The following is a 25,428-nucleotide window of genomic DNA, read 5'->3' on the forward strand; positions in this document are numbered from 1 at the left end:
ACGGATGAGGATGTATTCTTATTTCCCTTTTCTACGTTAAACCTATTCGAGGCTGCCGCCAATGGGCGCGTGAGAGGAGCTTATTGTCAGGCTCGATGAAAAGAAGGTGCGAAAGGAGATGGACTATGAAGCAGGTCAAGGATTATCTGTCAGTTGAGTTGGAGGACGGGCAAAGGCGTGTGGTGTCGCGGTGGTTGCGGCCTGTGGAGAGCGCTGAGTTACGGGAAGGGCTGCTGTTGCTGCAGCACTTAACGGAGGAGCACCAGCCGGTCAGTTGGCTCATGGAGACCCACCACCTCACCCCCCTTCCCCTGGAGGACCAAAATTGGGTAGTGGAAAGCCTGGCATCCCGCCTCGTAGACACGTCCTTGCTGCAGGTGGCCCTGGTGTTGCCCAACGACGCCACCCTGCACCTGGTAGGGGATAGAATCAAACAGAAAATTTATACAGCATTCGGGCAGAAAATTCAGGTAGAGTGCTTCAGCAGGAGGGACCACGCCCTATTCTGGCTCAGCAATCCTGAAGATAGCTCGCTCAGCCTATAACCATTCGCCAACTAAACCCACACCGCTGTGGCCGTTTTCGTGGAATGCCGCATATTGCGTATACTTGCCCATACAAACCTGACAACATGAGACCATACATACTAGCCGAAACGAACTGGAAAGCCATCAAAGACCAACAGGTGGATATTGCCATTTTGCCCTGGGGTGCTACTGAGGCCCATAATTACCACTTGCCATACGGCACCGACAACATGGAGGCAGAGGCAGTGGCCGCCGAGGCTGCTCGGATGGCCTGGGAAGCAGGTACCCGTGTGATGGTGCTTCCCGTGATTCCGTTCGGTGTGAACACAGGCCAGGCCGACATCACCCTTGACATCAACCTGAACCCGAGTACGCAACTGGCTATTTTGGGTGACATTGTGGAGGTGCTCAACAGGCAAGGCATACACAAACTGCTGGTGCTCAACAGCCATGGCGGGAATGACTTCAAACCCATGCTGCGACAACTCGGCCTTCGTTATCCGGACATGTTTCTCTTGACCACCAATTGGTTCCTGGCCGCGGACCGCCGGCAGTTCTTCGACAGTCCCGGTGACCATGCCGATGAGATGGAGACGAGCATCATGCTGCACTTACGCTCGGATTTGGTGCTGCCCCTGAGCGAGGCAGGAGCGGGCAGAGAATACAAATCCAGGTTGACAGGTATACGCGAGGGCTGGGCCTGGTCGGAGCGGCTCTGGTCACAGGTGAGCGACGATACAGGTATCGGTGACCCAGCTGCTGCCACCGCTGAAAAGGGCAAAGCCTTCTTCGAGGCTACCACCCAGAAAATCGCCAATCTGCTCACCGAACTGGCTGGGGTAGATAACAAGAACAGGTATAGGCGGGAGTAAGCTGTAACTTCAATTCCTTTAACAGTTTAAAAACAAATAGCCCCGGACTTACACAGTCCGGGGCTATTTGTTTTTAGATGCAGGTATGGCTTAGGCCCGCAGGGTAGGGTTACGCAATGCGTCCCGTATTTCGGTAAGCAGCACTTCCTCTTTAGTAGGGGCAGGCGGCACAGCAGGAGCAGCGGCTTTTTTGCGCATCAGCCTGTTCATGCCTTTCACAATCATAAAGATGATGAAGGCCAGGATAAGGAAGTTGATCAGGATGGTGATGAAATTTCCCCAAGCAAATACGGCACCCAGTTTGCGAGCCTCCTCCAATGCCAATCCATCGGGTATGTCGGCGGAAAGGGGTACGTATAGGTTGGAGAAGTCCACATCGCCAATGGCCTTGCCAACCAGGGGCATAATCAGGTCGTTCACGACGGAGTTGACCAGGCCACTGAAGGCCGCTCCGATGATGATACCGATGGCGAGGTCCATCACATTGCCTCGCATGGCAAACTCTTTGAATTCTTTTAACATTCCCATGTCTCAGATTGGTTGTTTAGGTGAAAGAAATTAGATTAGAAAGCAGCGTAAGTCGGTCAAAATACAATGGAATGTACCAGCTTGTATCTCTACCCGAGGAGTATAAAGGATGAAACTATTATCCTAATATGTAAATATATTCATTTGAAGTTAGCTGCAAAACAATGTGACGGTTTATTTTGCATTTGCTGTCTTGAATGTAAAGGAAACTTAGTGCTATGTGACTAAGCGCTACTCCTTTACCTGGTAGTTGCTTGTGCTGTCGGTGCTGTATTCGATTTTTTCATCTGCCAACAAGGCGGCGATGAGCTCATCGGTATACTCCTTGCTGAAGCCCAGGCTGCTTCCTAGCGCCCTCTCGTCAAGCTTCCCTTCATTCTGCTTCAGTGCTTTCAGAAACGTTTCTTTGTCTTTTTCCATGGTGGTGATTGGTTGAATTTATAACAAGATGATTTTATATGAGTTGAAAACATTGACACTCTTGTGGCTTTTTCTGATGGATAGTTATACCTTTGCAGCCGCCATGACAACAGCCACCCTACATACAGGCAATACACCAGATTGATTTAATCTGCTCCTAACGGCAAGCATTCCTTCGCCTGCTTGTCAATCCGATATAAGCTTATTGGTATACGAAACATGCTGCCCAATCCCGGCTGTAGCAGATTTATTATTGCATCTATACATCTCAATAGTTACAACTCATTTATGATTTACGCCCCTTTCTCCTGGAAGGAGATTAACTACAAGTACGAAATCTTGTCTGGCCTTACGGTGGCCCTGGCGCTTGTGCCCGAAGCAGTTGCCTTTGCCTTTGTAGCAGGCGTTGAACCCTTGGTCGGCTTGTATGCCGCTTTTTTTATCTGTCTCATCACCTCCGTGTTCGGAGGTCGGCCAGGTATGATATCCGGTGCCACTGGCGCCTTAGCTGTGGTGATGGTGTCGCTGGTGGCGACGCACGGCGTGGAGTACCTTTTCGCTGCTGTCGTGCTGATGGGGGTGTTGCAGATTATTTTTGGGGCTTTGAAACTGGGCAAGTTCATCCGGCTGGTGCCGGAGCCCGTTATCTATGGCTTCGTGAACGGACTGGCCATCGTGATTTTCATGGCGCAGTTCGGTCAGTTCAAGGTGCCTACTGCAGCGGGCGGGCTGGAGTGGCTGTCGGGCAATGCCCTTTACATCATGCTAGCGCTGGTAGTAGCCACCATGACAATCATCTACCTGCTGCCAAAATTGACAAAAGCTATACCCGCAGCGCTGACAGCTATCGTGACGGTCTCTGCCATTGTCATCGGCTTTGGGTTGGAGACGCGCACGGTGGGCGACATGGCTTCGGTAGGAGGCGGCTTTCCGGAATTCCATATCCCGATGGTGCCTTTTACGCTGGAGACGCTACAAATCATTTTCCCTTACTCGCTTATACTGGCGGGCATCGGGTTGCTGGAATCGCTGCTTACACTGACGATTGTGGATGAACTAACAAACACCCGTGGCCGTGGCAACCAAGAAAGTATAGCGCAGGGAGCCGCCAATGTGGTGGCGGGTTTCTTCGGCACGATGGGCGGTTGCGCCATGATTGGTCAGAGCATCATCAACGTAAGTTCGGGTGGCCGCACGCGCCTGTCAGGTATAACAGCGGCACTGATGCTGCTGGTATTCATTTTGTTCGCCTCCAGCCTTATTGAGATGGTACCGCTGGCAGCGCTGGTGGGCCTGATGTTCATGGTGGCCATCGGCACGTTTGAGTGGGCAAGTTTCCGGGTGCTGCGCCGCATCCCTAAGTCTGATGCCCTGGTGCTGGTAGCTGTTACGGTCTTGACCGTGATTTTTGACTTGGCCATTGCCGTGGCCATCGGGGTGGTGATTGCTGCTTTGGTATTCGCCTGGGACAGCGCGGTGCGCATACGGGCCCGCAAGCGCGTGGATGAAAAGGGCGTGAAGCACTATGAGATTTACGGACCGTTGTTCTACGGGTCCACAGCTAATTTCCTGGAGAAATTCGATGTAATCAACGACCCGGAGGAAGTGGTGGTGGATTTCAAAGAGTCGCGCGTAGTGGACCATTCCGGTATAGAGGCACTGAACAAACTGACGGAGAGGTACCAGAATGCCGGCAAGAAGTTGCACCTGCGCCACCTGAGCGAGGACTGCAGAAGGCTGTTGGAAAAGGTGGGCGACATGGTGGAAGTGAACATACAGGAAGACCCGCATTACGCTGTGCTTTCCGACAAACTGTCTTAATAGCCATCTGCTCTTAATAACGGAAAAGGAGGCGAAAGCCTCCTTTTTTGTTTTACACTTCCAGCAAGTAGTAAGGGGTTGGGTGCTCTGCTTTCAGCAACACGGGCCGGGACACATTATACACCTTGACGCCTGTGGATGTCTCTCCTTCCAGCGTGCCCACGTGCGCGTGGCCATGGAAAGCTGCTATCACGCCTCTGCGGTTGAGGGGTTCTTCCAACCTGGAGCAACCCAGAAACGGCATGATGGCCTCTGGTTCTCCCACCACGGTGGCTTTTATTGGGGCGTAATGCAGGATGGCTATTTTCTTGATGGCGCTGTCGTCGCTGTCAATCTGGGCCAGGGCGGCATCCAGTTTGAGCGCTTCCGTCACGGCTTCCTGCACAAAGTCTTTGTTGAGCTTTTCGCCGAACATACCCAACATGTGGTTGTCGAAGCCGCCGCCGTAGCCTTTCACGCCGGCAAAGCCCACATCACCCACCACGGTGAAGTTGCCATCTAGTAGTTGCAGATTGGTCTGTGCCAGGACTTTGCGTATTTTCTTCACCTGGTCGTGCTCGTAGTCGTGGTTGCCCAGCACCGCCAGCACGGGTATGGTACAGGCCCTTAGTTCCTCTGCCAGTACTTCGGCCTCTGATTCTTTACCGGTGTCCGTTAGGTCACCGCAGAGTAGCAGCACATCGGCGTTCTCTGACACTTCCTTGAAAAAATCCACCCATTTGCCCGCATCGCCTTCCTGCACATGTATGTCTCCGATTGCTGCTATTCTGGTTTTAGTAGAAGTTGGTTTTGGTTGTTGCATGCCTCTGTTCGTTTGTTTCTGATAGCCTCTGCCGGTGTTGCCCGAGTAGGTCGCGAGCGTGTGCTATACCTGATGTTCCGTCTGAATGTATACACTACGGAACAGGGCAGCAGGAAGATGGGTGATTTTGCAGCCAGGCCTCTAAAAGCACCAGCGCCTCCGCAAACTGGCGGAGGCGCTGGCAGTAGGTATAGGTAGTAGTATGCTGTTAGTTGCCGGTACGATTCAGCTCGTCGAGGCTTACGTTGCGTTTCTTAGTCTCGAACTCCTTGCCCTTGTTGAAGCGGTAGCGCAGGTTGATGCGCACACTCTGGGAGCCATGGTACTGGATGATTCTGTTCAGGTTGCCTTCCTGACGGGTGGTCAAATCCAGGTTGCGGGTCTTGAAAATGTCCGTCACGTTCAGGCTCAGGTCTAACTTGTCATTCAGGAAGGAGCGCTTCAGGCCGGCGTCCAGCCACCACATGTCGTCTATCTCAAACATGCCGTACACGGCTGGGCCCTGGTAGCCTGCGTTCAGTTCCAGGCGAACGTCGTGCGGGAGCTGTATGTTGTGGTTTGACTGTGCCATGAAGAATAGCTGCTCCCTGAGGAGGGACTGATTGTTTATCACGTTGGTGTAACGCTGGTGCGCCAAGGTGGCGGTGTTGTTCATGTCCCACTTGCCGGAGATGCGCACTGGGGCTACCATTGTGGCGCCAATGTTGCGGTAAGACTTCACGTTCTGCCGCTCAAACACAGTGGTGTTGTCTGCGCTGTTGAACACAGGTATCTCAGCTATGAAGTTCTTCGTCACGGCATAGGTCATCACCAGGTTGTAGTTCTTCTTCAGCGTCTGGGTCAGCTCATAGGAGTCGGTGTACTGCGGTTTCAGGTAGGGGTTGCCCGTCGCCCAGGTATAGGGGTCTATGTAAAAGATGAACGGGTTGAGGTTCTCATAGTAGGGTCGGTTGATGCGGCGGCTGTACTTGTAGCCTATTTGGTAGTTCTCGCTCACCTGCTGCTGCACGAACAGGCTAGGGAACAGGTCCAGGTAGTGGCGCTCGGTCAGCCGGTTCAGCGTGATGGAGTTGCCCTTGGAGTCAGTTTGCTCGGCTCTCAGGCCACCTTTCACCTGCCAAACCTTGCCGAATGATGTAGAGAACGTGGCGTAGGCCGCATAGATATTCTCCTTGAAGATGAAGTGGCTGGTGCGGTTCGGGTCGAGCGTCTCGCGTGCATCTACCACCTCATAAAAATCCAGGGCATTGTCCGATACCACATGGCTAGCCTTTGCACCCAGTTCCATTTTTGTCTTTCCCAGGGTCTTGCCAAAATCCACTTTGGCGGAGTAGATATCGTACGTAGCAGGGTTGTCGCTCGTCAGCAGTTCCTGCTCAAAAAGCTCACCTGACTGCTGGAAGAACTTCTGGTTTTCAAACGTCAGGTCGCTGTTGTCCAGGATGCGCACATAATCCAGGTCAGCGGAGAGGGTGGTGCCCACAGAGTCCAGCTTGCCGGCGTAATGCAGGTTGAACGTTCCGTTCTTGTAGGTATCCTGTATGCGGTTGAGGGAGTTGATGTTCAGGTTGTCGGCTGGGTTGGGGCGACGAAGGTAAGAGTCAGTCCGGAACAGGTTGCTGTTGTCGGAGTACATCAGGTTGGCCAGGAAGCCCACGCTGTGCTGCTCGTTTAAATCGTAATCGGTGCCCAGGCGCAGCGAAGGGTTCCAGCGCTCCGATTCCTCATAGCCTTCCTGTAGCATGGTGACTTCCTCTATTCCTCCGCTGAACACACGTTCCATGTCCATATTGCGATAGCGCATGCGGCGGGCAAGGTCGAAGCTGGCGGTGGTGTTCCATTTGCCGCTTTTGTGGCTGAGCTCAGCGCCGGAGGTATAGGTGCTCAGTTTGTTGTACTGGTAGCCGCCATACACGCTGCCGCTCATGCCCACCTGGTTGTTCTTCTTGAGGTTGATGTTGATGATACCCGACGTGCCTTCGGCGTCATACTTGGCAGATGGGTTGGTGATGATTTCCAGGTCCTTCAGGTTCTCGGCTGACATACCCTGTAACAGGTTCTGCAACTCCTTGCCTGAAAGATAGGACTGCTTGCCGTTTATCATCACCATCACACCCGGTTTGCCATTGAGTGTAATGTTGCCGTCCTGGTCCACCCACACGCCCGGCGACTTCTCCAGCACCTCGTAAGCGGTGCTGCCAGCAGAGAGGGCTGTTCCTTCCACGCTGACCACCATTTTGTCCGCTTCCAGGCTGATGGTGGGGCGCATGGCCTGTACGGTCACTTCCTTCAGTGTCTTCACATCCGGCTTCAATTGCAGCTTGCCGAAGTCCTTGGAGAAATCGGGTCCCGTCACCTCAAACGCTTCGGTCTGAAGGGGGGTATAGCCCAGTCCGCTCACCTTTAGCAGGTAGGTGCCCTTGGCAGGCGTTTTAATGCGGAAGCTGCCGTCCATCTCTGCGATGGCACCCGTCACGATGGCAGCAGTTGCCGGATTCACGACGGCCACATTCACAAAGCCAAGCCCCTCATTGTTCTCATCGAGGATAGTGCCCGAGAGCGTGCCCCCGTTCTGCGCGAAAGTGCTGGTAATGAGGCTTGTCAGGAGCAGGAGTGTGAGGTAGAATACTTTTTTCATAGTGGTATTTTGTTAGCGTGTACGGTGATACTGATGAAGCAAAGATATTATATAGTACTTTGTTATACAAGGTACTGTTTGCAATTTTATATCAACCCTCAGATTTTATCCGTGAACAACACTGGATTGCCGACGAACAGCGGCTACGAAAGAGGAGGGAGAAGATAAAGTATGAGGTGCGGCAGGAGACAGCAGCGGGCAGAGAACGCGGCTGAGCAGGCTAATGGGCAAAGCCCGAGGAGACAGGTATAGCTAATTGGAATGAGCGGATGGGGAAAGCTTACTTTGCCTCCTGCGCACCCGAACAGAGGGTCGTAACGTGGTACGGATGGCGTTTTTTGAGGAGTTGCAGCATATACCGGAAAACAAAGTAGCTCTCACGGGGCTTGTCCTGCTCTGGCAGGCTCTCCCTGTAGTCTAGCATCTGAAACAGAGCCTTGGGGTCGTGGTAGAGCAGAAAGCTGTACACGTTATAGAAGCACCTCCTGACGCCTTTCGGCTTCATGCTGTATCCCAATACCTCCTGTACGGCCTTCGCTTTATTTCTCATGCCCTTAATGATGAAAATGTATATGTTTTATTACCAATAGCTTATGTCTTAAACAGAGAAGCCCAAAGATACCTAGTATGCAGGGGCGGAAAAATGAGCAAGGTCATCTTTTGAAATATTTCAAGTATTTTGTCTGACAGGGAGGTAACGAGCTGCGGCTGATTTTATTCCTGCAGCCGTTGTACACATAATCAAAAACCTGCGTAGGAGGGGAAAACACAAACTAAAGCTATAAGGACTATGGATGAATTTATGGAGGCGGCGCTGGCGGAGGCCAGAAAAGGCTATGCGGAAGGTGGTATACCCATTGGCTCTGTGCTGGTGCACCAAGGCAAGGTAATTGGCAGGGGGCACAACAAAAGGGTGCAGGAGGGAAGCGTGATTCTGCACGGCGAAATGAGCGCCTTGGAGAATGCGGGCAGGCAGCCAGTATCCGTGTACCGGGAGTGTGTACTCTACACGACACTCTCGCCCTGCCCCATGTGCTCAGGCACCATCCTGCTATATGGCATACCTCGGGTGGTGATAGGTGAAAACGAAACTTTCATGGGAGAGGAGGAACTGCTGCGTTCCCGGGGAGTAGACGTGACTGTGGTGGATAACCCGGAGTGCCGTGCGTTGATGCAGGAATTCATTGCGCAGAAGCCCGAACTCTGGAACGAGGACATCGGGGTATAGCAGCCAAAGTACTTAAAAAGGGGGGAGTGGTTGTTCTTATCTGAGCACTCCTTCGCGGTATGCCCAGCTTACCAATTGGTAGGTATGGGCGAACTGCTTTTTGCGCAGCATGTTGCGCACGTGTTTCTCAATAGTGCTTTCCGTTACGTGTAATGTCTCTGCAATGTCATGGTGCGAATAGCCATCAGACAGCATCCTTAGTACTTCACATTCCCGCTCACTCAGTAGTCGTATGTTTCTTTCCATGAAAAGAATCCTGTAATAAGTTTAACTTATCTCATGCTTCATAGCTTAGGTGGAATTATATAAAATTCCATACTATCTACAGAGGCAGCAATACCCACTTATGGGTATTTTTAGAGCAGGATATGATTAGATTCAATTCAATTCAATCCTAATAAGGCAGGTATTTGTAACCATTTTTATAAGAATTATACTTAATTTCTTTGTTAGATGCTTCTGTGCAGCAACAAAATATAAAAGTTTAACGTTTTTGTATTAATAAAATAAGATACTTTATTTATGGTGTCGGAAAATCAATATGGGGTACACTAGTGTAGATATTGATAAGCAAAGCAACATGGTGTTGACTAAGTGGCTTCGGGCTGTTAACAGCCGTGAATACAGGTCTGGCATCAGCTATTTTTGCCGGATAATCAGAAAACACAGCGCAGCCTCCTGGATGGTGGACGCCACGCGCCTGTGCGCTCCTCCATTAAAAGACCAGAATTGGACAGTGAATAAAATAAGTGATTCTCTCCTCCAAACCCCTCTTAATCGGATTGCCTTTGTTACGTCAAATGATTTGTTTATTGAAGTAGTGACAGAGAAGATAAAAGAGAAACTCCATCAGAAAACCAGTAACCAGATACTGATGGAAAGCTTCCGGACCTATTCCCAAGCCTTTGACTGGCTGTTTGCCACTAGAGATAAAGAAGGTCTTTTCCGCGAGGATGTCATCCAAGGTCAGCATTAATAAGCCTCTCCGCTCTAAACCTTTCTTCTGCCATTTTACTATACCTGCACGCGCTGTAACCCGTGCCAAGTCTGCTTGCAGAGACAATTACCTAGGGTTGAGGTATAAACTACCATTGTAGTAGGTATAATCTAGTATTTGTTTAGAAAAGTATCATTATACTTGATACATTTTGAATAATTTGAAATTTAAGTTGAACTTTCTGCTCTTTGGCGCTGTATAGTTTCAGAAGCACCCAACCAGTTTCATACAAACTTAGGAAGTTCATGAAAGAATTAGAGAGAATTCACAACGCCTTGCATCACAGCAACACCCTTGTCCTGAAGAAAAGCGAAAAGGAAGTAGAGTGCTCCTTCATTAAGGAGGGGCTGGTGTATGACAACTTTCCAATCCAGAACAAAACCATTGCTAGTGCTTTGCAAGAAAAAAGCACGAACGGCATTGTGGAAGGTAGCAACTTTGAGAGGCTCCGCAATACCTACGACTGGTTTTCGGTGCACGTAAAATCCAAGATTCTGCTCGAGACACTGAAGTAAGCTATACCATACCCATAGGAATCCCTCTGTTTGCGTTGCCACGGCAGCGAGAACAGAGGGATTTTTTTATGCCTGCCCTACAGTGGCTATACCTTGTAACCTCACTCAGGCCATTGGAGTACTGCCTGTATGACATTTGCTTTCGCATTCCATCTGTTCCTGCATGTGGCGGTACCGCTGGCGGTGGCCGGGCTGTTCTTCAGGCCGGAGTTCAGGCGCGCCTCGCTGCTGCTGTTGGCTGGCATCTTGATTGACGTGGACCACGTGCTGGCCAATCCCATCGTTGACCCGGACAGGTGTAGCGTGGGCTATCATTTGCTGCACCATTACTGGCTTATCCTTGTGTACTTCGTGCTGGCGCTCGTACCCAAAACACGCCTCATCGGGATTGGGCTGATGATACACATTGTGCTGGACTGGCTGGAGTGTATCCGGTAACAAGGTATAGCTTAGGTATAAAAAGAAAACCTCTCCCGCACCAGGCAGGAGAGGTTTTTTTAGTTGGATAGCATTAAGTTAGTTCACCACCTCTTCGTTGCTGCCGCACTTGAGCATGCTGCTGCCGAAGTAGGGGTTACGGATTTCCGGGTTGGTGCTCACCCAGTAGGCGCCCTGGTTGTTGTTCACCATAGGGCAGTGCTGGTAATATACCTTCTGGTCTGTAGCACCAAAGGCTTTGGTCAGCGAGAACACGGCTTCCGACAGGTTCTCCAGGTTGTTGCGCTGCTCGGCAATGTCAGCCGTGCCGGAAATGGCTGCGGCGCTCTGGCGTACCACTTCCACCTGCTTCTCAGCAAATGCTTTCTGGTCTTCTACCTGCAGGGCAGCCACAGGCATGGCGTTGGCAGAGGCTAGCACAGCGGCGGCTGCTTCTTTGGCTGCATCGGCATCCGACTCTACCAGGGCATCTTTGAGGGTGATGTACTCATCCAGCAGCTGCGACAGGTTCTTGCGGAATGGGTCCGCCACCGAATCAAAGGATGGGGTCTCCACCACTACAGTGCCAGCCGCCGGCAGGTTGTCGCCGTGCGCCATGTCATCGTGGTGCTCGTGGTCATGGGCTTCTGTTGTCTCTGCTGTGTTCTGGCTGTTGTCAGAACAGGAAGCGAATGCGAACGCGGCCAGGAAGGCTGCTACTACAGTTGTTCTCTTCATGTATCTAGTTGTTGAATAGACTTTTATACATTCAATTATACCTGCTTGCGGCCTGGCAGGTGCAGTACAAACCTGCTTCCTACCCGACGTCAGGCGCGTTTTGTCGCAAAGGTAAGCATTTACCGGGTAATAGGACAAACCAGTTCTAATTCAGAGCAGCTTGCCAATCAGGTAAATCAGTTCGTGTAATCTGGCAAAGGTATGTGTTACTACGCCCGATACGTTACAGGAAACAGGAAGAAGTTTACACATTTTCAGGAAGGTAATAACGGCTTCTGTGTGGATGGGTGGCGTTTAGGAAGGAGCCATGACAGGTATGGCGGCATGTCTGATTATGTGTATATTAGCAGGAAGAACAAATCAAGCTATACCCATGGTGACAATCTATCATAACCGGATGTGCAGCAAAAGCCGCCAGACCCTGGAGTTGCTGCAGGAGCAAGGGCAGGAAGTGGAGGTGGTGGAGTACCTGAAGCAAACTCCCACCGCCGAGGAGCTAAGCCAGGTGCTGGCCAAGCTCCGCATGAAGCCTGAGCAACTGCTGCGAAAAGGGGAGCAGGTATACAAGGAGCAGTTCGCCGGCAAGCACCACTCCGATGAAGAGTGGATTCAGATAATGGTAGAGAACCCGTCGCTCATTGAGCGCCCTATTGTGGTAAACGGTGACAAAGCTGCCATCGGCCGCCCACCCGAAAGCGTGCTGTCCATCCTGTAGCTATACCTGCAATTGCTGATTTAGAAAGGGTAACCGATGGCAATGTTCAGCACGACGCCGTACTCATCTGGCTTAGGGTTGAAACCGAATTTCAGGTCGCTGAGGACGTTACGCTCGCCTGGCGGCAGGTAAGGGACGCGTACCGGTATGCCGAAGTCGAACCGGATGACGAAGAACTCCACATCCACGCGCAGACCGAAGCCCGTGCCCACGGCCAACTCTCCCAGCAGGTTGCTCGCCTTGAACTTGCCGCCTTCCCGGTCTATGGTTCCGTCAGGGTTCACAGATTCCTTCACGAGCCAGATGTTACCTGCGTCTACAAACACAGCCCCCCGGAAGAAGCCAGCAATTGGGAAGCGGTATTCCACATTTGCCTCCAGTTTGATGTCACCTGTCTGGTCAAAGAAGGAGAAAGCGAGCGTATCCGGCACATTGTAGGTACCTGGTCCGATGCTGCGCGCCCGGAATGCCCGGATGCTGTTCGGACCACCTATGGAGAATTGTTTCACATACGGCATGGTCACCGAATTGCCGTAGGGTATACCTACACCTGCTATGAGGCGAGTGGCCAGTTGTGATTTCTCGCTGAAGTTGAGGTAGTAGCGCAAATCATTGTCAATGCGGGTATACTGCGAATAGGCTTGTCCAATCAGGGTGCGAGCCTCTATGGGAGGAGTGGCGGCATCGTCCCGCTTCTCTGCCCCGACAAGTGAGTGCAGGGCGTTCAGCACGTTGCCGGAAACATCCAAAGTGGCACTGGAAAAGAACTGGTGGCGCTGGCTAGGCAGCGACAAAGTGCTATAGGTGAATTGATAGATGGAGCCGACAATGAATTGTTCCTCGAAGCTCCGTCTCAAATAGGCATTGTTCAGCAGCAGCGTGTCAAAGGCCTCTGTCGTTTTACCCAGCTTCACATACTGCAGGTTGATGGGCGTGAAATCATGGGTGATGGTCTGCTTGGGTCGCCAGTTGTAGGCGTAGGAGGCATTGATGGAGTTCATCTGAAAGAACTGCACACGGTTCAGGTAGTTGAACCCGAGGCCAATCCGGGTTTTAGGGACAAACTCGGTGCGCAGGTTGGGCAGGTTGAAAGGCGACACGATGCGCGGCATCACCAGGTTGGCCTGCGCCCCCAGCTCATAGGAGTTCAGCCCGACAGGGTTTTCCTTGGTGTCTCCGGTTTCTGTGTTGCTAGTGCTCCGGCCTCCCACCTGGTTTTCGAAGCGCCCCGTCAGGTCAAGCGTGAGCATCTCAGAACCCTTGAACGCATTCCGGTTACGGAATGAAACCGTGACGCCCGGACCTGCCAGGTTGTTGGACTTGCTCACCATTTGGGCCTCTGCCCGCAGCGATTTCTTCAAGGCTGGGGTGAGGTAGATAAAAGCATCTAATCGGTCCTCGCGCAGCGTGTCCCGCTCGTACTGCAGGTTCACGAATTTGTATGCACTCAGCCCCATCAGGCGGTTGACCGTCAGCAGGTGGTTCTGGCGACTGAACACACTGTCTTTTTCAATGAATATCCCTTTGATGACGTGCTTAGCCTTCACGTAGTTCTCATTCGGGATGTAGTTGTAGGTCTCAAACCGAAGGGTGTCGCTTACTGAAAGGCTGTCGCCGAGGGAGTAGTTGGCGTTGATGAACACATCTTCAATCCGGTAGGGACGCAGGGCTTGGGCCGGTGCTATGTCTTTGACCCGCAGAAGCACGTCCACTTGCCGGTTCCCGACGGTGGTGTCTGCGCTGAAGATGAGCAAATCGGGGCTGAAATAGAAGTAGCCTCTGTTTTTCAGGGCCTGGTCGATGCGGGCTCGTTCGGCCAGCATCTTATCCAAATCGTATGGCTCGCCTTCTTTGGGTATAGCGTTTTCCTGCAAGGCACGGATTTCAGCATTCACCTCCAGCGAGTCGCTTGGGGTATAGGACAGCTTGCGAATGCGGTATGGCTCATGCACCTCGGCTGTCCACTTGATGGTGGCTTTCTTCTTTTTGATGGTCGTGTCACTTGCCACGGTGTTGTAGAAGTAGCCCCGGTTGTGCAGCCGCGCCTGCATCACGTTGTTGATGCTGGGCGTATCCACCTCGGACAGGAGAACGGGCGGCTCCCCCAGTTTGGTCTGTATCCAGTGCTTCAGGCCCTTCTCTTTTTCGGTATAGAAGGCGTTGTATATCCAGAGTTTAGGGCGCATGCCCAGTATAGAGGCGTTGGGCTTGGGACGCACGGTAGCACTGAGTTCTGCCTCCAATTCCGGGCCGCGCTTGCTGCTGTCCTTTTCATCATTCACCTGTACCTCGAAGCCTGCAAACAAGGCATCTCCCTTTGGCACCGTTTTGGTGCTACTGCAGCCCGGTAGCAGGAGGGCCAGCAGGGGCATGAGGAGAAGCAAGCTGTAACGCAAGGTATAAGGTATAGCTGTTGTCATATAGGCACTAGTTCTTTTTGTTTTCCATCACTTCCTGTTTGGCTTCCTCCTCCTCTTTACGCTTTTCACGCTCGTTGAATTTCATGGCCTCCTCCAACTGGCGCTGTTCTTTGCGTGCTTCGCGGCTTTCTAGGCTACGGAACAGGTCCGAGAAATTGTCGTAGTCCCGCACGAATATCAAGCCGACACCAGTTGCACGCACGTCACCCTCTAGGAAGCCCTCGTACTGGTTGCGCTGGAAGGCGCGCACCCGCAGACGCCCGTCGCTGGTCAGGGCATACTCCACTGACACGTCACCGCCAAAGCCGCTCATGCTGTTCTGTGATTCCGACTGTCCTTCCAGTCCGATATCCGTACCCACCCGCACCGTCAGCCGGTCGTTGAGGAACTGCTGGCGCAAGGCCACGTTCAAATCTGTTCGCCCTTCGGCAGAACCGGAGGAGTAGTCTTCATAGGAACTCACTCCGAGCTCCAGACCCAGGCCGCCGGCATAGCGGTTGGTGAGCTGATTCAGCTGGTCTGACATGACCTGGCTCAAGCTGTTGCGGGCCGTCGCTCCCAGTCCACCGCCTGTGCTGGCCAATGGGTCGGGAGCCAGGAAGCGGCCCAGCACCAGCAAGGCGAATACCTGCTTGTTCAGCTCCGCCGGGTCCTGCCGGAGCGTAGCCAATCGCGCTTCCACTTCCCCGCCCAAAGCTCCACGCTGTTGTTCCGGAAGCTCTATGTTGAACCCTATCTCCGGTTTCAGCATTTCGCCGGTCACGTCCACGAACACATCGAAGGGCAACTGGTTGCGGTAGCGGTTGTCGCCTTGCTCCATACCACCGGCCTGTGCTGCCACTAACTCCATGGGGGAGGTTTTGATGTTGTAGATGGCGGTTACCTGCACGTCGGCAGTCATGGGGTCGCCTGTCCAGGCAATGTAGCTGCCCTCGGCTATCTCGAGCTCCCGCGACACCAGGTCATAGAAGTCCATGCTGTATTTGCCTTCGGTTATCTCGAAGCGCCCGCTCATGTTCATCTGGCCACTCGGGGTCATGCCGATGTAGAGTGGGTCAGCTGAGCCCCTCACCACCAGGTTATCGCCTGTGGTAGGGTCAATTACGATGGTGATGGTGGTGGCATCTGTTACGGTTATCTCGGCTTCGATGTCGGCACCTACAAACCCGGTGGGAGCGGGAGCCTCCTCCGGTACCCCAATGATGCGGTTGAGGGAGTCATTGAGGTTTACGAACTCCACCACGCCATCGCGCTCGGCTGCGGCCACCTCATCGGCAGGTATAACGGTGGTGAAGTCGGAGCCGTCCAGCACCTGCGCCTTTACATTGATGCGGGGCGTCGTCATGTTGCCTGTGATGCCGGCATCTGCGGCGACCAGCACCGTGCCGTAGAACAGGTCGTTGTCCAGTGCCGTGGAGTTCATAGCCAGAAAGCGGTCTGTTGTGGCCTTCAGGTCGAAGGTATAGTCGGTGTAGTCTTGTGTGAGGATGTTGCCATTCACCTCCAGGTTATTGCCAATGGAATCGGTGAGGGTGAAATCGCGCATGCTGATGCCTTGCTCCGTGAAGTCCAACCTTTCGTTTTGGAGCGTGAACACAGAGTTGAGCATAGCCAGGTTAAACTGCGCTTGGTTGAAGTCCAGGTTGCCGAGTATACTGGGGTCGTCCAATGTCCCAGTGATGCGGAGTTTGCCGGTGGCGCTGCCGTCCAAATCCTCTACCATACCTTGGGTGAAGCCTGCCAGCGAGGCCATGTTGAGGTTGGCTATGTTGGCGTTGAGGTTGAGGAGACTTGCATTGGGCTGTGCTTCGTAGAACCCACCGATGGTCACCTGGTTGCCATTGCCGGTCAGGGAGGCGTTGAGGTTGTAGCGGTTGCCGGCGGCGCTGTTGGCCTTTAGCGCAATGTCACCCACCGGTATACCGGTATAGGCGAAGTTCGACACGGTGAGGTCGGAGGTGAAGGCGGGCGTGCCGCTCATTAGGTTAGTCAGGTTGGCTGTACCATTGATAACACCGGTTAGCAGACTGTCCTGTTGCTGAAAGGACTCCATGATGTAGCCAATCTCAAAGTTGCTGAACTCTACCTGCAGGGGAGCCTCAGGTGTTACCGGCCCTGTGCTGTTGAGCAGCAGGTAGCTGCCGTTGCGCCCCATCCGGATATTGTTGGCATATAGCAGGTTGGTGTCGAACTGCAGGTAGTTGTCCTGCGGCACAGACCATGCCTCTCTGTTGATGACCAGCTGCTCCGGGTTGAAGGAGAAACGGTAGCCCTTCCCGATGCTGTTTAGCAAGCCGCCTACCACAAACCGCTCCTGCCCAGTGTTTTCCGCCACGGCCAGGCGCACGCTCAGGTCATTGTCGCGGGCGGCTCCCTCCAGGCTGATGTTGTTGACGAGCAGGGAAGGGGACCTCACCTCCCGCAGGGCCAGGCTGTAGCCCAACTGCTCCCGGTTGCCCCGTACCTGCAGTCCCATGTCCTGCAGGTTGTACTCGGTATAGGTGATTTGGCTGATGCTGGCATCCATGGCGAACTCCTGTGTCTGCCCGTTATAAGAACCGGTGATGGGACCATTCACTTGCAGGCGCTCCAACCCCGGCACAAAGGAAGCGATGACTTCGGGACGGCGCACCTGTATATTGAAAGCAAAATCGCCCAGGTTGACATTGGCTGGGTAAGGTGGGTCAGGCTGCAGGTCAAAATAATTAGAGAAGTGCTTCTGCAGCGCTGTGGGCAGCGTGGCCAGGTCGTTGGTGAAACGCATGTCGGCTGCCGCTATGTTGGAGGTCAGTTTCACCTCAGTTCCCTCGCCCTGCTGGTTAAGCACCAGGTGCAGCGAATCGACTGGGTAATTCGTCTGCTGGTGCCGGACAACGAGCTGCTGCCCCTCCAGGGTGCCGCTGATGTCGCTGGCATCCGCTCCAGTAAAGTTGCCTTGCAGCTGACCCGTTATAGCCAGGTCCTCTTCGTATAGGTTGAGCGCTTTTAAATCAGCTTTATTGATGTCGGCATTGAAGGTATAGCTTGGAGCCTTTTCATTCCGCAGGTTAAAGTCTCCTTTCAGGTCTAAGTGCAGATTCTCGTCTCGCGCTACGGCTGCCACCTGGTATCGGTTCCGGTCAATGGCCGCCTCCACGTCAATGTTGTTGTAGGCGTAGTTGTTATAGTTGGCCTCGCGTACACGCGCCTTCACGTTTGCCCGCATAGTTTCTGGTGTCAGTCCCGTGCCTTTGGCAGTGGCCTCCAGGGCGACCCTTCCTACGCCATAGTCTTCCGTGAACAGCTGGCCCAATTCCATACCTGTTGTTCTAATAGTGGCACTGAATGGTTCTGCGCCAGCAGGTCCGGAGCCCATGTCCACCACGGCGTTCAGGTTGCCGATAGAACTGCGGATGTCCGCTTTCGCATCAAAATTCGTGAGACTGCCCTTGTAGTTGCCTGCCATACTTACGGTAGCAGGTATACGGATTTCCGGAGGCAGGGTGCCCGGAGGGGTCAGGGCCAGTATATCGGTTCGGGTAGAAGCCAGGCGGTTGATGTTCAGGTCTAGCAGGAGCTTGTCGGGGTCCATGGCGTTGCGAACGTTGCCGCTCACGTCCACGGAGGTGCCTTGCAGACCCGCTAGCTGCAGGCGTTGTATGTTCAGGTTATCTACCCGGCCCTGTGCCCGCGCATCCAATCGGAGTGTGGAGCCGGCTATTTTCTTGAACGAAGGATTATCTGCCAGGTCAGGAGCAAAGTAAAGTGCGTCCCGCATACCGATGCGGCTGTTTTCAATATCAAGATCCAGCCGGATGGCCTCCACATTGTCTGTCAAATCGTCCCAGGAGGTATAGCGCATGGCCAAATCCTTGCGGATGTGGCTGTTGCCCGTCTGCAGGTCCAGGTTGGCGAGGCGGGCGTGGGTGGAGTCCAGGGTGACGTCGGCTTGGAAATTGTTTACCAGAAAGCCGCTTTGCTCCTGCAGTTTGAGTTGTTTAAGCGACATGCCCATTTGGTTGAGGCTGTATTGGATGTCTTCCGCGTCCATCTCAATCTGGCTGAATTTCAGGTGGTCGTAATCCATGCCACGTGGCTGTCTGGGAGCGTCCGCATTGTCCATGGCCGCTGCAAGGCCACTCACATTAAGCTTGCCTAGGGTCACCACCCATTTCACAGGCTGCCCCTGGGTTTTCTCCACCGACTCGTCCAAGTTCTTGACGGTCTCGGCAGGGTTCACGGCCAGGGAATCTGTCGGTTTATACTTTTCTTGAACGTACAGCACCGAGGAGTTGTGGAGGTCGAATCGCTCCAGGTCCACCCGCGCATTAGGCAGGTCGATGTTATTTGCCACCACTTCCGAATTGCCTAGTTTCAGCACAATGTGCTGTTCTGCAGGTATGCTCCTGTAGTTGAGGTTGAAATTCTCCAGGAGCACCTCGTTCAGGCCGAAGTTGAACGTAATAGGCTCCGGTTCTGTCTCGGGCGGCAGCTTGGTTTGCACGTAGTTTATGCCGGTGTTCCGCAGCTCTATCTTGTCCACGAGGTATTGTTCCTCCTCCAGGTTCAGCGCGTCCATGGTGGTATTCAATTTCCCCACACGCGCCCGTACCAAGTTGCCGCCTGCCTCGTCCCGGAAGTTGACCAGTACATTCTCCAGGTTGATGACATCCAGGTTAATGGCCAGGGCGCCTGCCGTGGTATCGGCGGGCTGGGCGGCAGTGGTATCGGTGGCGAAGGCTTCCATGACGAAGTCAAAATTAGAAGAACTGTCGGGCCGGATATGCAGGTTGAGCGTAGCTTGTTGCAGGTCTACCTTGCCAATGTTCACCTCGCCTTTGAGCAGCGAGAAGAGTTTGATGTCTACTCCCAGGTGCTGGCTATACCAGAGCGTGTCCTGCTGCTGGTCCTCCACATACACTTCCTTCAGCACAAGGGCATTGCGCCAGTCGGTTGTGAATTTCCCAATATCGACCCGAGTACCGAGCGTGTTAGACAGATAGGAGGCACCCTTTTGGGCAGCGTAATTTTGCACTCTCGGGAACTGGAGCGCGATGACGATAATCAGGACCAGCCCGATGACTATGGCCAGGAACCATAGCAGGACCTTCCCGATGACTTTTCCGATATGTTTGGCTGAGGCGATACTTGTACAGATTTTTTCTGTATGGCTTTACGCAATAATCGAAACAAGGATAGTGATAATTCAATCTTCCATGTGGCTAATTGTGGACTGACAATGGGTATAGGGACAGGGACTAATCAGAAGTAGCCTCAATGCCTACATAAATTGAACTGTAACACGTTGTAAAAGGATGTTAAAGTGAGAGGATGTCAGAACAACCTGGAATCATAAGAGTAAACAATTATAGATGTAGTTCAGAAAAATTGCCATGTCAGTACAAAACTTGCCTTCCGGGTTCGAGAATATGATGCGTTTTGGTCTTGTCGAAGCACTGCTGGGACGCCGTTCCCGTCGCTTCTTCAGAGGAGCAGAGATACCGGATGGAGTATTCGCGTATAAGTCCGCCCATCAACCCATGCCACTCTCCGAGTTAGAGAAGTTGCTGGTGGTAACGGCCTGTGGCGGCAACACGGGCTGGCATAACATGATTTACCGGGCGCAGCATTATGCACCGCATCTTTCCAACTACGCGGCTGCGGCGGGAGGTCGTACCTTTCCTTCGGCGGCGGGCTTCCATACCAGCAAGACGTTCTTCACCGACGATGAAGGAGTGTACGTGCTTGACAACCGGGATGCGCCGGCGTCGGCAGATAGAGAAGCAGAAGGAAGACTGGATTTGGAGGAAGTACTGGATTCCCTTAAAAGCCATGTCGTAAAGCTGCAGGAGGGCAGGCTGAAGCTGCCGCCGGAGGTACCCTATGTAGAAGCCCACAACACGTGGGTGAGTAACCAGCCTGGTACGCTCCTGGTGATACCCGTTGCCGATTTGGCACAGCACGTCCTGCTGGCGCTCTGTTATATGCTGCAGAACGGCCTGGTGCTCACCGATGATATACACAAGCGTTCTATACCTGGCATCGAAAAGTTCGGTCATCTGGTGGACACTAGCCATACCTGGCCCATCACCTTTGTGGAACAGTTGTCGCTGGCGGAGGCAACGGTTGAACTCTCCACAAGCTGCTATGCCGGGGCGCTGATGCTGCAGGCGATGGGCTTGGGCGGTTGGCTCTACGATGGCATTGACCTATTCAGCGTGTTAGGAGCGAGTGGTGTGCCGGAAGTTCCCGGCCTGGGTTTTCGATTTGACACGGATGCGCGCTGGCCATACCCCAATCCGACGGGGCTAGCAGGAGTCATGGAAGGTTTCTGTCCGCCGCACTACCCCAGCATGCGGGCTGCTGTGGATGCCCTTTGCGAACGGAAGTTTGGCAAAGGCGGCCCATTCCACCCTGATACGCCTGGTCCGTGGAAAGATACGTCCCAAGTGAGAGGGGCGGCGCAGGTGCATGATGAGGGATTCCGGGAATGTGTGGCGCTGCAGGCGCAGTACATCTACGACACCTTCGGCAAGTTCCCAGCCACCGTTCCCTCCATCTTCGTGCTGACCTACCTGCAGGCGCACCACCTCGATTTGGACTTTTATGACAAGTTTTACAAGCCCGGCGCATACCTCCATACCCATGCTTCACATATGGAGCAGTGGCATCCAGAGTTGAAAGTCAAATAAAGTATGGGACCTAAGCCATCATCACGTTATACCTGCTGTACACACCCATCAACTCTCCCGTAGCCAGCACATGGGGCCCCATGGCGCGCAGTAGTCCCTGCTTACCGGTACCTTCCTTCAGATTGAGCTGCACGTCCAGCGCGTATACCTTGAAATAATAGTGGTGGGTTCCCTGGGGCGGGCAGGGGCCTCCGTAGTGGAGCCTGCCAAAGTCATTGGTTCCCTGAACGCCGGGCACACTGGCTTCCTCGATGGTATTGGTGGGTGGGATGTTCCACACAATCCAATGTGTCCAGATGCCTCGGGGCGCGTCCGGGTCTTCAACAATAATTACGAGGCTCTCTGTGTATTTGGGTAGGTTCCTTATCTCCAGGGCCGGACTGATGTTCTCCCCATCGCAGGTATAACGGTTAGGTATACGCTCCCCCTGCTGGAATGCCGGGCTGGTCAGGTATAGTTTTCCTTGGGTTCTAGAATCCATTTTATTGGTGATTATGTGAGTTATTGGTAGCGGTAATGTTAGTAGGTGAGAAACTGCCAAAGAGCTACACCATCAGGTTTCATTGTAAATCGCAATTAGGCAGTTACTTCATCTGAAGGCATTGCAGGTAAAGTCAAACTATATGAGTACAGTTTAAAATATAATAACTACAATTCGTAGGCTAGAGGCTGGCTGTTAAATAAATAAATACATAGATTAACTAAATATATTGTTCTTTTAAGGTTTAGCTGTTTGCTGTTTACCCATTACCACTCATAATTTTCACCAACATGAGGTAATTAATATGCAATGGATAGGCTGAGGCAATGGCTAGTTGGCAGTCTTTGCAACTCTTCGGGAGGCATGGCATTAATCAGATTAAAAACTTTGTGATGTTTCCCTCACCAATGTACCCAAGTGCATGTGTCGCGTAAACAATGGTAGGCTCTAGTTTGGAATCTGGCTATAGAAAATAGCGATGGATATACTCAAACGAAACAATGTTCAGGTAAGTGGGCGAGGGGAGAGGCCCATGCTATTCGCCCACGGCTTTGGCTGTGACCAGCACATGTGGCGCTTCATCGCCCCCGCTTTCGAGGATGCCTACAAAATCGTGCTTTTCGATTATGTGGGAGCAGGCTTGTCAGACGAGTCGGCCTATGATAAAGCCCGCTATGCCACGCTGAACGGGTATGCGGCAGATGTACTGGAGATATGCGAGGCGCTTTCTCTAGAGAAGGTGATTTTCGTTGGCCACTCAGTCAGCTCCATGGTAGGCGTGGTGGCTGCTGCCCAGAAGCCAGACCTGTTCACTCACCTGATTATGGTAGGTCCTTCTCCCTGCTACATCAACGACGGCGACTATGTAGGCGGTTTCTCCCGTGAAGACATCAATGGGCTGCTCCAGTCACTGGAGAGCAACTACCTGGGCTGGTCCCGCGCCATGGCACCCGTCATCATGGGCAACCCCGACAGACCAGAGTTGACAGAGGAACTCACCAACAGCTTCTGCAGGACCAACCCGGACATCGCGCAGCAGTTCGCGCAGGTCACCTTCCTGTCAGACAACCGCGCTGACTTGCCTGGTGTCAAAGCCAAGACCCTGGTCCTGCAGTGCAGCCAGGATGTCATTGCTCCGCCGGTGGTGGGGCAGTATGTGCATGATGCGGTTCCGGGTAGCAGCATGGTCACACTGGACGTATCAGGCCATTGCCCGCACCTGAGCGCCCCCAAAGATACCATCGCCGCCATCCTAGAATTCTTAAGAGAGGAGCAGACGTGATAAGCCAGGAAGAACTCAAAAAGCTGACGTATGAAGGACTGCTGGAGGAAAGCACCGAGGAACTCTACAACAACGCACCCTGCGGCTACTTCTCCACGCTGACTGACGGCACCTTCGTCAAAATCAACAACACGTTCTTGCAATGGCTGGGCTATAACGCGACAGAATTGTTGTATGTCAAGCGGATTCAGGACTTGCTTCAGGTAGGCGATGTCATCTTCTACGATACGCACTTCCTGCCCCTCTTGCAGATGCAGGGCTTCCTGTACGAAATCAATTTTGCCTTGCGGCGCTCCGATGGTACTTTTCTGCCGGTCCTGCTCAACACGACCCAGGTGAAGGACAGGTATGGCAAACCGGTGCTGCACAGAACCACGCTCTTCAACATCACCGACCGGAAGAAGTATGAATTGGAGTTGCTGCACGCCAAGAAGATAGCCGAAGAAGCCGCTCAGGTAAAAGCCGATTTCCTTTCCACGGTGAGCCATGAAATCAGGACGCCCCTGAACGCCATCGTGGGCATCGTGAACCTGCTGGGCGAGACACCGCTCACTCCCAAACAGGCGGAGTACCTGCGCATCCTGCAGCAATCCTCCTCCAACCTGCTCACCCTCATCAATGACATCCTAGACTTCAGCAAGATAGAAGCTGGCAAGGTCACGCTGCAGGAAAAGAGCTTCGCCATACGCGAGATGGTCAACAACGTCATCTACAGCACCAAGGGCAACGCCGTGGAGAAAGGGCTCACATTCCGGGTGGAGGTGGATGAGCAAATTCCCCAACTACTCGAGGGAGACCCCATCAAGCTGAGGCAGGTGCTCACTAACCTGGTGGGCAATGCCATCAAGTTCACTGACAAGGGCTTTGTGGATGTCCGGCTGAAGCTCTTGCAACAGCAGGAAGACAGAGTCGACATCCGGTTCGAGGTGGCGGATACAGGTATAGGTATACAGCCAGACCAGTTGGAGCGGATATTTGAGGAGTTCTCTCAGGCCAGTTCTGAGATAAGCCAGCAGTACGGTGGAACCGGGCTTGGTCTGGCCATCAGCCAACGGCTACTCGCGCTTTACAAAAGCCGGCTGCAGGTGGAGAGCGAACCCGGCAAGGGCGCAAGCTTCTATTTCGACCTGAGTCTGAAGCCCGGTAAGTCCGCATCAGCGCAGCAGGAGCGTATACCTGCTGGTTCCGCCAAAGGCCTGAAAGTGCTTTTGGCTGAGGACAACAACATCAATGTGTACGTCGTGTCGCAATACCTCAAAAAGTGGGGAGTGGACTTTGACGTGGTCAACAATGGCGCACAGGCGGTGGAGCAACTGGAGCAGCAGGTATATGATTTGGTGCTGATGGACCTCCAGATGCCCGTGTTGGATGGGTACGAAGCCAGCCGCCGTATCCGCCAGCTCCCAGACGAAAAGGCGCAGCAGGTGCCCATCGTCGCCCTGACAGCCTCCGCCAAGGCTGACTATGAGGGCAGGCTCCAGGCATCAGGTATAGATGGTATTCTGGCCAAGCCCTTTGACCCACAGGAGCTGTATACCTTGCTTGTTTCCTATAATGCCGCCGCAGCTGAGGCTGCTACAGCCAATAGCGAACAAGACACGGCATCGGAGCATGCCTACAGCCTGGATACGTTTGATGAACTGATGGCAGACGACAAGGCAGGTATGCTGGAAATCCTGAACATCACCATCGCCACCCTACAGGAGGCGCGCCTTGAGTCAACAGAGGCTCTACGTCGTGGAGATGCAGAACGGTATACGTTCTGGCTTCAACAACTGGAGACGTCATTGGAACTGCTGCAGGCCAGGCGATTGCAAGAGGTTCTGCAGCAGGGTAAATCATTTCTGTCACAGCAAGGCCAGGCACCGGATGTGCTGCAGTCTTTGACGGCGTCTATCTCCGAGCAATTTGAGAAAATAATAGCCGGCCTGGATTCAAAGATTACCTGACGGATGGCGCATACTAAAAAGCCACGGCGCATCAGGAATAGTAACCCAATGCGCCGCGGCAATTCATTTAAATTATTAAAGAGCTGCTGTGTCTAGCTTTTGGCTGTGCTCAGCTGCAGGTAATTCACAAGGTCATCAATGGAGTAGACAGGTACTTCGTCCGGAATCACCACGGCATATTTCTTTTCTACGGCCAGAATGATGTCTACAACGTCAACTATATCCATTCCATTTTCCCAAAGTCCTTTGGGGCCGGAAAGTTTACGGGGGTCAATTGCTTTCAACCTGCTTACCAGGTGTAGTACCTCGTTATACAAGGTGGTTCTATAATCTGCCATCTGAGTAAAAATATAGGGAATCGATGCACTAGTTCCCGCCGGCTCCTCCTGCTCATGTGCAGCAGGAGG

General features: G+C 53.0%; 22 protein-coding genes. 11 read left to right on the top strand and 11 right to left on the bottom strand.

Features of this window, described 5'->3' with window-relative positions; genetic code table 11:
• Positions 1-125 precede the first annotated feature (125 nt).
• Together B051_RS0107365 and B051_RS0107370 are read left to right on the top strand one after the other, a co-directional pair.
• Entirely contained in the window at positions 126-545 is a 420-nt protein-coding gene (locus tag B051_RS0107365; protein ID WP_018477548.1) for a hypothetical protein, read from the top strand.
• Between the two features lie 86 nt (positions 546-631).
• Complete coding sequence (locus tag B051_RS0107370) at positions 632-1,399, top strand: creatininase family protein (protein WP_033316791.1); 768 nt, start codon at positions 632-634, stop codon at positions 1,397-1,399.
• Positions 1,400-1,489: 90 nt separating this feature from the next.
• Here the strand turns inward: B051_RS0107370 and mscL are convergent, their stop codons facing one another.
• Both mscL and B051_RS0107380 read right to left on the bottom strand, forming a co-directional pair.
• A complete protein-coding gene (gene mscL, locus B051_RS0107375) occupies positions 1,490-1,927 on the bottom strand; it encodes a large conductance mechanosensitive channel protein MscL (protein WP_211214323.1) in 438 nt (145 codons plus the stop codon).
• A gap of 231 nt (positions 1,928-2,158) precedes the next feature.
• On the bottom strand, positions 2,159-2,347 hold the full coding sequence (locus B051_RS0107380) for a hypothetical protein (protein ID WP_018477551.1): 189 nt from the start codon (positions 2,345-2,347) through the stop codon (positions 2,159-2,161).
• Positions 2,348-2,635: 288 nt separating this feature from the next.
• Here B051_RS0107380 and B051_RS0107385 point away from each other — a divergent pair, with 288 nt between their 5' ends.
• Positions 2,636-4,168, top strand: a complete 1,533-nt coding sequence (locus B051_RS0107385; protein WP_018477552.1) for a SulP family inorganic anion transporter — start codon at positions 2,636-2,638, stop codon at positions 4,166-4,168.
• Positions 4,169-4,220: 52 nt separating this feature from the next.
• Here the strand turns inward: B051_RS0107385 and B051_RS0107390 are convergent, their stop codons facing one another.
• The 3 genes from B051_RS0107390 to B051_RS0107405 all read right to left on the bottom strand — a co-directional run bounded on the left by B051_RS0107390 (position 4,221) and on the right by B051_RS0107405 (position 8,158).
• On the bottom strand, positions 4,221-4,970 hold the full coding sequence (locus B051_RS0107390; protein WP_026236248.1) for a metallophosphoesterase family protein: 750 nt from the start codon (positions 4,968-4,970) through the stop codon (positions 4,221-4,223).
• Between the two features lie 208 nt (positions 4,971-5,178).
• Positions 5,179-7,608: an outer membrane beta-barrel family protein gene (locus B051_RS0107395; protein WP_018477554.1), complete on the bottom strand. Its 2,430-nt coding sequence runs from the start codon at positions 7,606-7,608 to the stop codon at positions 5,179-5,181.
• 280 nt (positions 7,609-7,888) lie between these two features.
• Positions 7,889-8,158: a hypothetical protein gene (locus B051_RS0107405; protein WP_018477556.1), complete on the bottom strand. Its 270-nt coding sequence runs from the start codon at positions 8,156-8,158 to the stop codon at positions 7,889-7,891.
• Positions 8,159-8,398: 240 nt separating this feature from the next.
• On the opposite strand from B051_RS0107405, the gene B051_RS0107410 reads away from it, so the two are divergent.
• The gene (locus tag B051_RS0107410; protein WP_018477557.1) at positions 8,399-8,836 is read left to right on the top strand and encodes a nucleoside deaminase; all 438 of its coding nucleotides are present in this window, start codon (positions 8,399-8,401) and stop codon (positions 8,834-8,836) included.
• A 36-nt stretch (positions 8,837-8,872) separates the two neighbouring features.
• On the opposite strand, the gene B051_RS22170 is transcribed toward B051_RS0107410, so the two are convergent.
• On the bottom strand, positions 8,873-9,082 hold the full coding sequence (locus tag B051_RS22170) for a response regulator transcription factor (RefSeq protein ID WP_071594862.1): 210 nt from the start codon (positions 9,080-9,082) through the stop codon (positions 8,873-8,875).
• Between the two features lie 334 nt (positions 9,083-9,416).
• Between B051_RS22170 and B051_RS0107420 the strand changes: the two genes are divergently transcribed.
• The 3 genes from B051_RS0107420 to B051_RS0107430 all read left to right on the top strand — a co-directional run bounded on the left by B051_RS0107420 (position 9,417) and on the right by B051_RS0107430 (position 10,786).
• Positions 9,417-9,812 carry a hypothetical protein gene (locus B051_RS0107420; protein WP_157578683.1) on the top strand — a complete coding sequence of 132 codons (396 nt, stop codon included), beginning with the start codon at positions 9,417-9,419 and terminating at the stop codon, positions 9,810-9,812.
• Between the two features lie 266 nt (positions 9,813-10,078).
• Positions 10,079-10,348 carry a hypothetical protein gene (locus tag B051_RS0107425; RefSeq protein WP_018477560.1) on the top strand — a complete coding sequence of 90 codons (270 nt, stop codon included), beginning with the start codon at positions 10,079-10,081 and terminating at the stop codon, positions 10,346-10,348.
• 129 nt (positions 10,349-10,477) lie between these two features.
• The gene (locus B051_RS0107430) at positions 10,478-10,786 is read left to right on the top strand and encodes a DUF6122 family protein (RefSeq protein ID WP_018477561.1); all 309 of its coding nucleotides are present in this window, start codon (positions 10,478-10,480) and stop codon (positions 10,784-10,786) included.
• A gap of 78 nt (positions 10,787-10,864) precedes the next feature.
• On the opposite strand, the gene B051_RS0107435 is transcribed toward B051_RS0107430, so the two are convergent.
• Positions 10,865-11,503, bottom strand: a complete 639-nt coding sequence (locus tag B051_RS0107435; protein ID WP_018477562.1) for a DUF3347 domain-containing protein — start codon at positions 11,501-11,503, stop codon at positions 10,865-10,867.
• 373 nt (positions 11,504-11,876) lie between these two features.
• On the opposite strand from B051_RS0107435, the gene arsC reads away from it, so the two are divergent.
• Entirely contained in the window at positions 11,877-12,218 is a 342-nt protein-coding gene (arsC, locus tag B051_RS0107440) for an arsenate reductase (glutaredoxin) (protein WP_026236249.1), read from the top strand.
• A gap of 20 nt (positions 12,219-12,238) precedes the next feature.
• Here arsC and tamL read toward each other — a convergent pair whose 3' ends face one another.
• Together tamL and B051_RS0107450 are read right to left on the bottom strand one after the other, a co-directional pair.
• Positions 12,239-14,638 carry a translocation and assembly module lipoprotein TamL gene (gene tamL / locus B051_RS0107445; protein WP_157578685.1) on the bottom strand — a complete coding sequence of 800 codons (2,400 nt, stop codon included), beginning with the start codon at positions 14,636-14,638 and terminating at the stop codon, positions 12,239-12,241.
• A gap of 7 nt (positions 14,639-14,645) precedes the next feature.
• The gene (locus B051_RS0107450) at positions 14,646-19,775 is read right to left on the bottom strand and encodes a translocation/assembly module TamB domain-containing protein (protein ID WP_322786344.1); all 5,130 of its coding nucleotides are present in this window, start codon (positions 19,773-19,775) and stop codon (positions 14,646-14,648) included.
• A 235-nt stretch (positions 19,776-20,010) separates the two neighbouring features.
• On the opposite strand from B051_RS0107450, the gene B051_RS0107455 reads away from it, so the two are divergent.
• Positions 20,011-21,309 (top strand): hypothetical protein, encoded by a 1,299-nt coding sequence (locus B051_RS0107455; protein WP_033316756.1) that lies wholly within the window; start codon positions 20,011-20,013, stop codon positions 21,307-21,309.
• A 10-nt stretch (positions 21,310-21,319) separates the two neighbouring features.
• Here the strand turns inward: B051_RS0107455 and B051_RS0107460 are convergent, their stop codons facing one another.
• Positions 21,320-21,790 (bottom strand): YbhB/YbcL family Raf kinase inhibitor-like protein, encoded by a 471-nt coding sequence (locus B051_RS0107460; RefSeq protein WP_018477567.1) that lies wholly within the window; start codon positions 21,788-21,790, stop codon positions 21,320-21,322.
• A gap of 478 nt (positions 21,791-22,268) precedes the next feature.
• On the opposite strand from B051_RS0107460, the gene B051_RS0107465 reads away from it, so the two are divergent.
• The gene (locus B051_RS0107465; RefSeq protein WP_026236251.1) at positions 22,269-23,072 is read left to right on the top strand and encodes an alpha/beta fold hydrolase; all 804 of its coding nucleotides are present in this window, start codon (positions 22,269-22,271) and stop codon (positions 23,070-23,072) included.
• Positions 23,069-25,021 carry an ATP-binding protein gene (locus tag B051_RS0107470; protein WP_018477569.1) on the top strand — a complete coding sequence of 651 codons (1,953 nt, stop codon included), beginning with the start codon at positions 23,069-23,071 and terminating at the stop codon, positions 25,019-25,021. The genes B051_RS0107465 and B051_RS0107470 overlap by 4 nt, the downstream gene beginning before the upstream one ends.
• Before the next feature lie 92 nt (positions 25,022-25,113).
• Here B051_RS0107470 and B051_RS0107475 read toward each other — a convergent pair whose 3' ends face one another.
• The gene (locus tag B051_RS0107475; RefSeq protein WP_033316757.1) at positions 25,114-25,359 is read right to left on the bottom strand and encodes an acyl carrier protein; all 246 of its coding nucleotides are present in this window, start codon (positions 25,357-25,359) and stop codon (positions 25,114-25,116) included.
• Positions 25,360-25,428 lie beyond the last annotated feature (69 nt).

This window comes from Pontibacter roseus DSM 17521, assembly GCF_000373265.1.
GTDB classification, from domain to species: Bacteria; Bacteroidota; Bacteroidia; order Cytophagales; family Hymenobacteraceae; genus Pontibacter; species Pontibacter roseus.

Bases quoted from the DNA above. Each gene is read 5' to 3' on its own strand.
- B051_RS0107405 (WP_018477556.1), bottom strand. From the start codon at position 8,158: ATGAGAAATAAAGCGAAGGCCGTACAGGAGGTATTGGGATACAGCATG.
- arsC (WP_026236249.1), top strand. From the start codon at position 11,877: ATGGTGACAATCTATCATAACCGGATGTGCAGCAAAAGCCGCCAGACC.
- B051_RS0107395 (WP_018477554.1), bottom strand. From the start codon at position 7,608: ATGAAAAAAGTATTCTACCTCACACTCCTGCTCCTGACAAGCCTCATT.
- B051_RS0107420 (WP_157578683.1), top strand. From the start codon at position 9,417: ATGGTGTTGACTAAGTGGCTTCGGGCTGTTAACAGCCGTGAATACAGG.
- B051_RS0107370 (WP_033316791.1), top strand. From the start codon at position 632: ATGAGACCATACATACTAGCCGAAACGAACTGGAAAGCCATCAAAGAC.
- B051_RS0107460 (WP_018477567.1), bottom strand. From the start codon at position 21,790: ATGGATTCTAGAACCCAAGGAAAACTATACCTGACCAGCCCGGCATTC.
- B051_RS22170 (WP_071594862.1), bottom strand. From the start codon at position 9,082: ATGGAAAGAAACATACGACTACTGAGTGAGCGGGAATGTGAAGTACTA.
- mscL (WP_211214323.1), bottom strand. From the start codon at position 1,927: ATGGGAATGTTAAAAGAATTCAAAGAGTTTGCCATGCGAGGCAATGTG.
- B051_RS0107435 (WP_018477562.1), bottom strand. From the start codon at position 11,503: ATGAAGAGAACAACTGTAGTAGCAGCCTTCCTGGCCGCGTTCGCATTC.
- B051_RS0107385 (WP_018477552.1), top strand. From the start codon at position 2,636: ATGATTTACGCCCCTTTCTCCTGGAAGGAGATTAACTACAAGTACGAA.
- B051_RS0107380 (WP_018477551.1), bottom strand. From the start codon at position 2,347: ATGGAAAAAGACAAAGAAACGTTTCTGAAAGCACTGAAGCAGAATGAA.
- B051_RS0107425 (WP_018477560.1), top strand. From the start codon at position 10,079: ATGAAAGAATTAGAGAGAATTCACAACGCCTTGCATCACAGCAACACC.
- B051_RS0107365 (WP_018477548.1), top strand. From the start codon at position 126: ATGAAGCAGGTCAAGGATTATCTGTCAGTTGAGTTGGAGGACGGGCAA.
- B051_RS0107390 (WP_026236248.1), bottom strand. From the start codon at position 4,970: ATGCAACAACCAAAACCAACTTCTACTAAAACCAGAATAGCAGCAATC.
- B051_RS0107455 (WP_033316756.1), top strand. From the start codon at position 20,011: ATGTCAGTACAAAACTTGCCTTCCGGGTTCGAGAATATGATGCGTTTT.
- B051_RS0107465 (WP_026236251.1), top strand. From the start codon at position 22,269: ATGGATATACTCAAACGAAACAATGTTCAGGTAAGTGGGCGAGGGGAG.
- B051_RS0107475 (WP_033316757.1), bottom strand. From the start codon at position 25,359: ATGGCAGATTATAGAACCACCTTGTATAACGAGGTACTACACCTGGTA.
- tamL (WP_157578685.1), bottom strand. From the start codon at position 14,638: ATGACAACAGCTATACCTTATACCTTGCGTTACAGCTTGCTTCTCCTC.
- B051_RS0107410 (WP_018477557.1), top strand. From the start codon at position 8,399: ATGGATGAATTTATGGAGGCGGCGCTGGCGGAGGCCAGAAAAGGCTAT.
- B051_RS0107430 (WP_018477561.1), top strand. From the start codon at position 10,478: ATGACATTTGCTTTCGCATTCCATCTGTTCCTGCATGTGGCGGTACCG.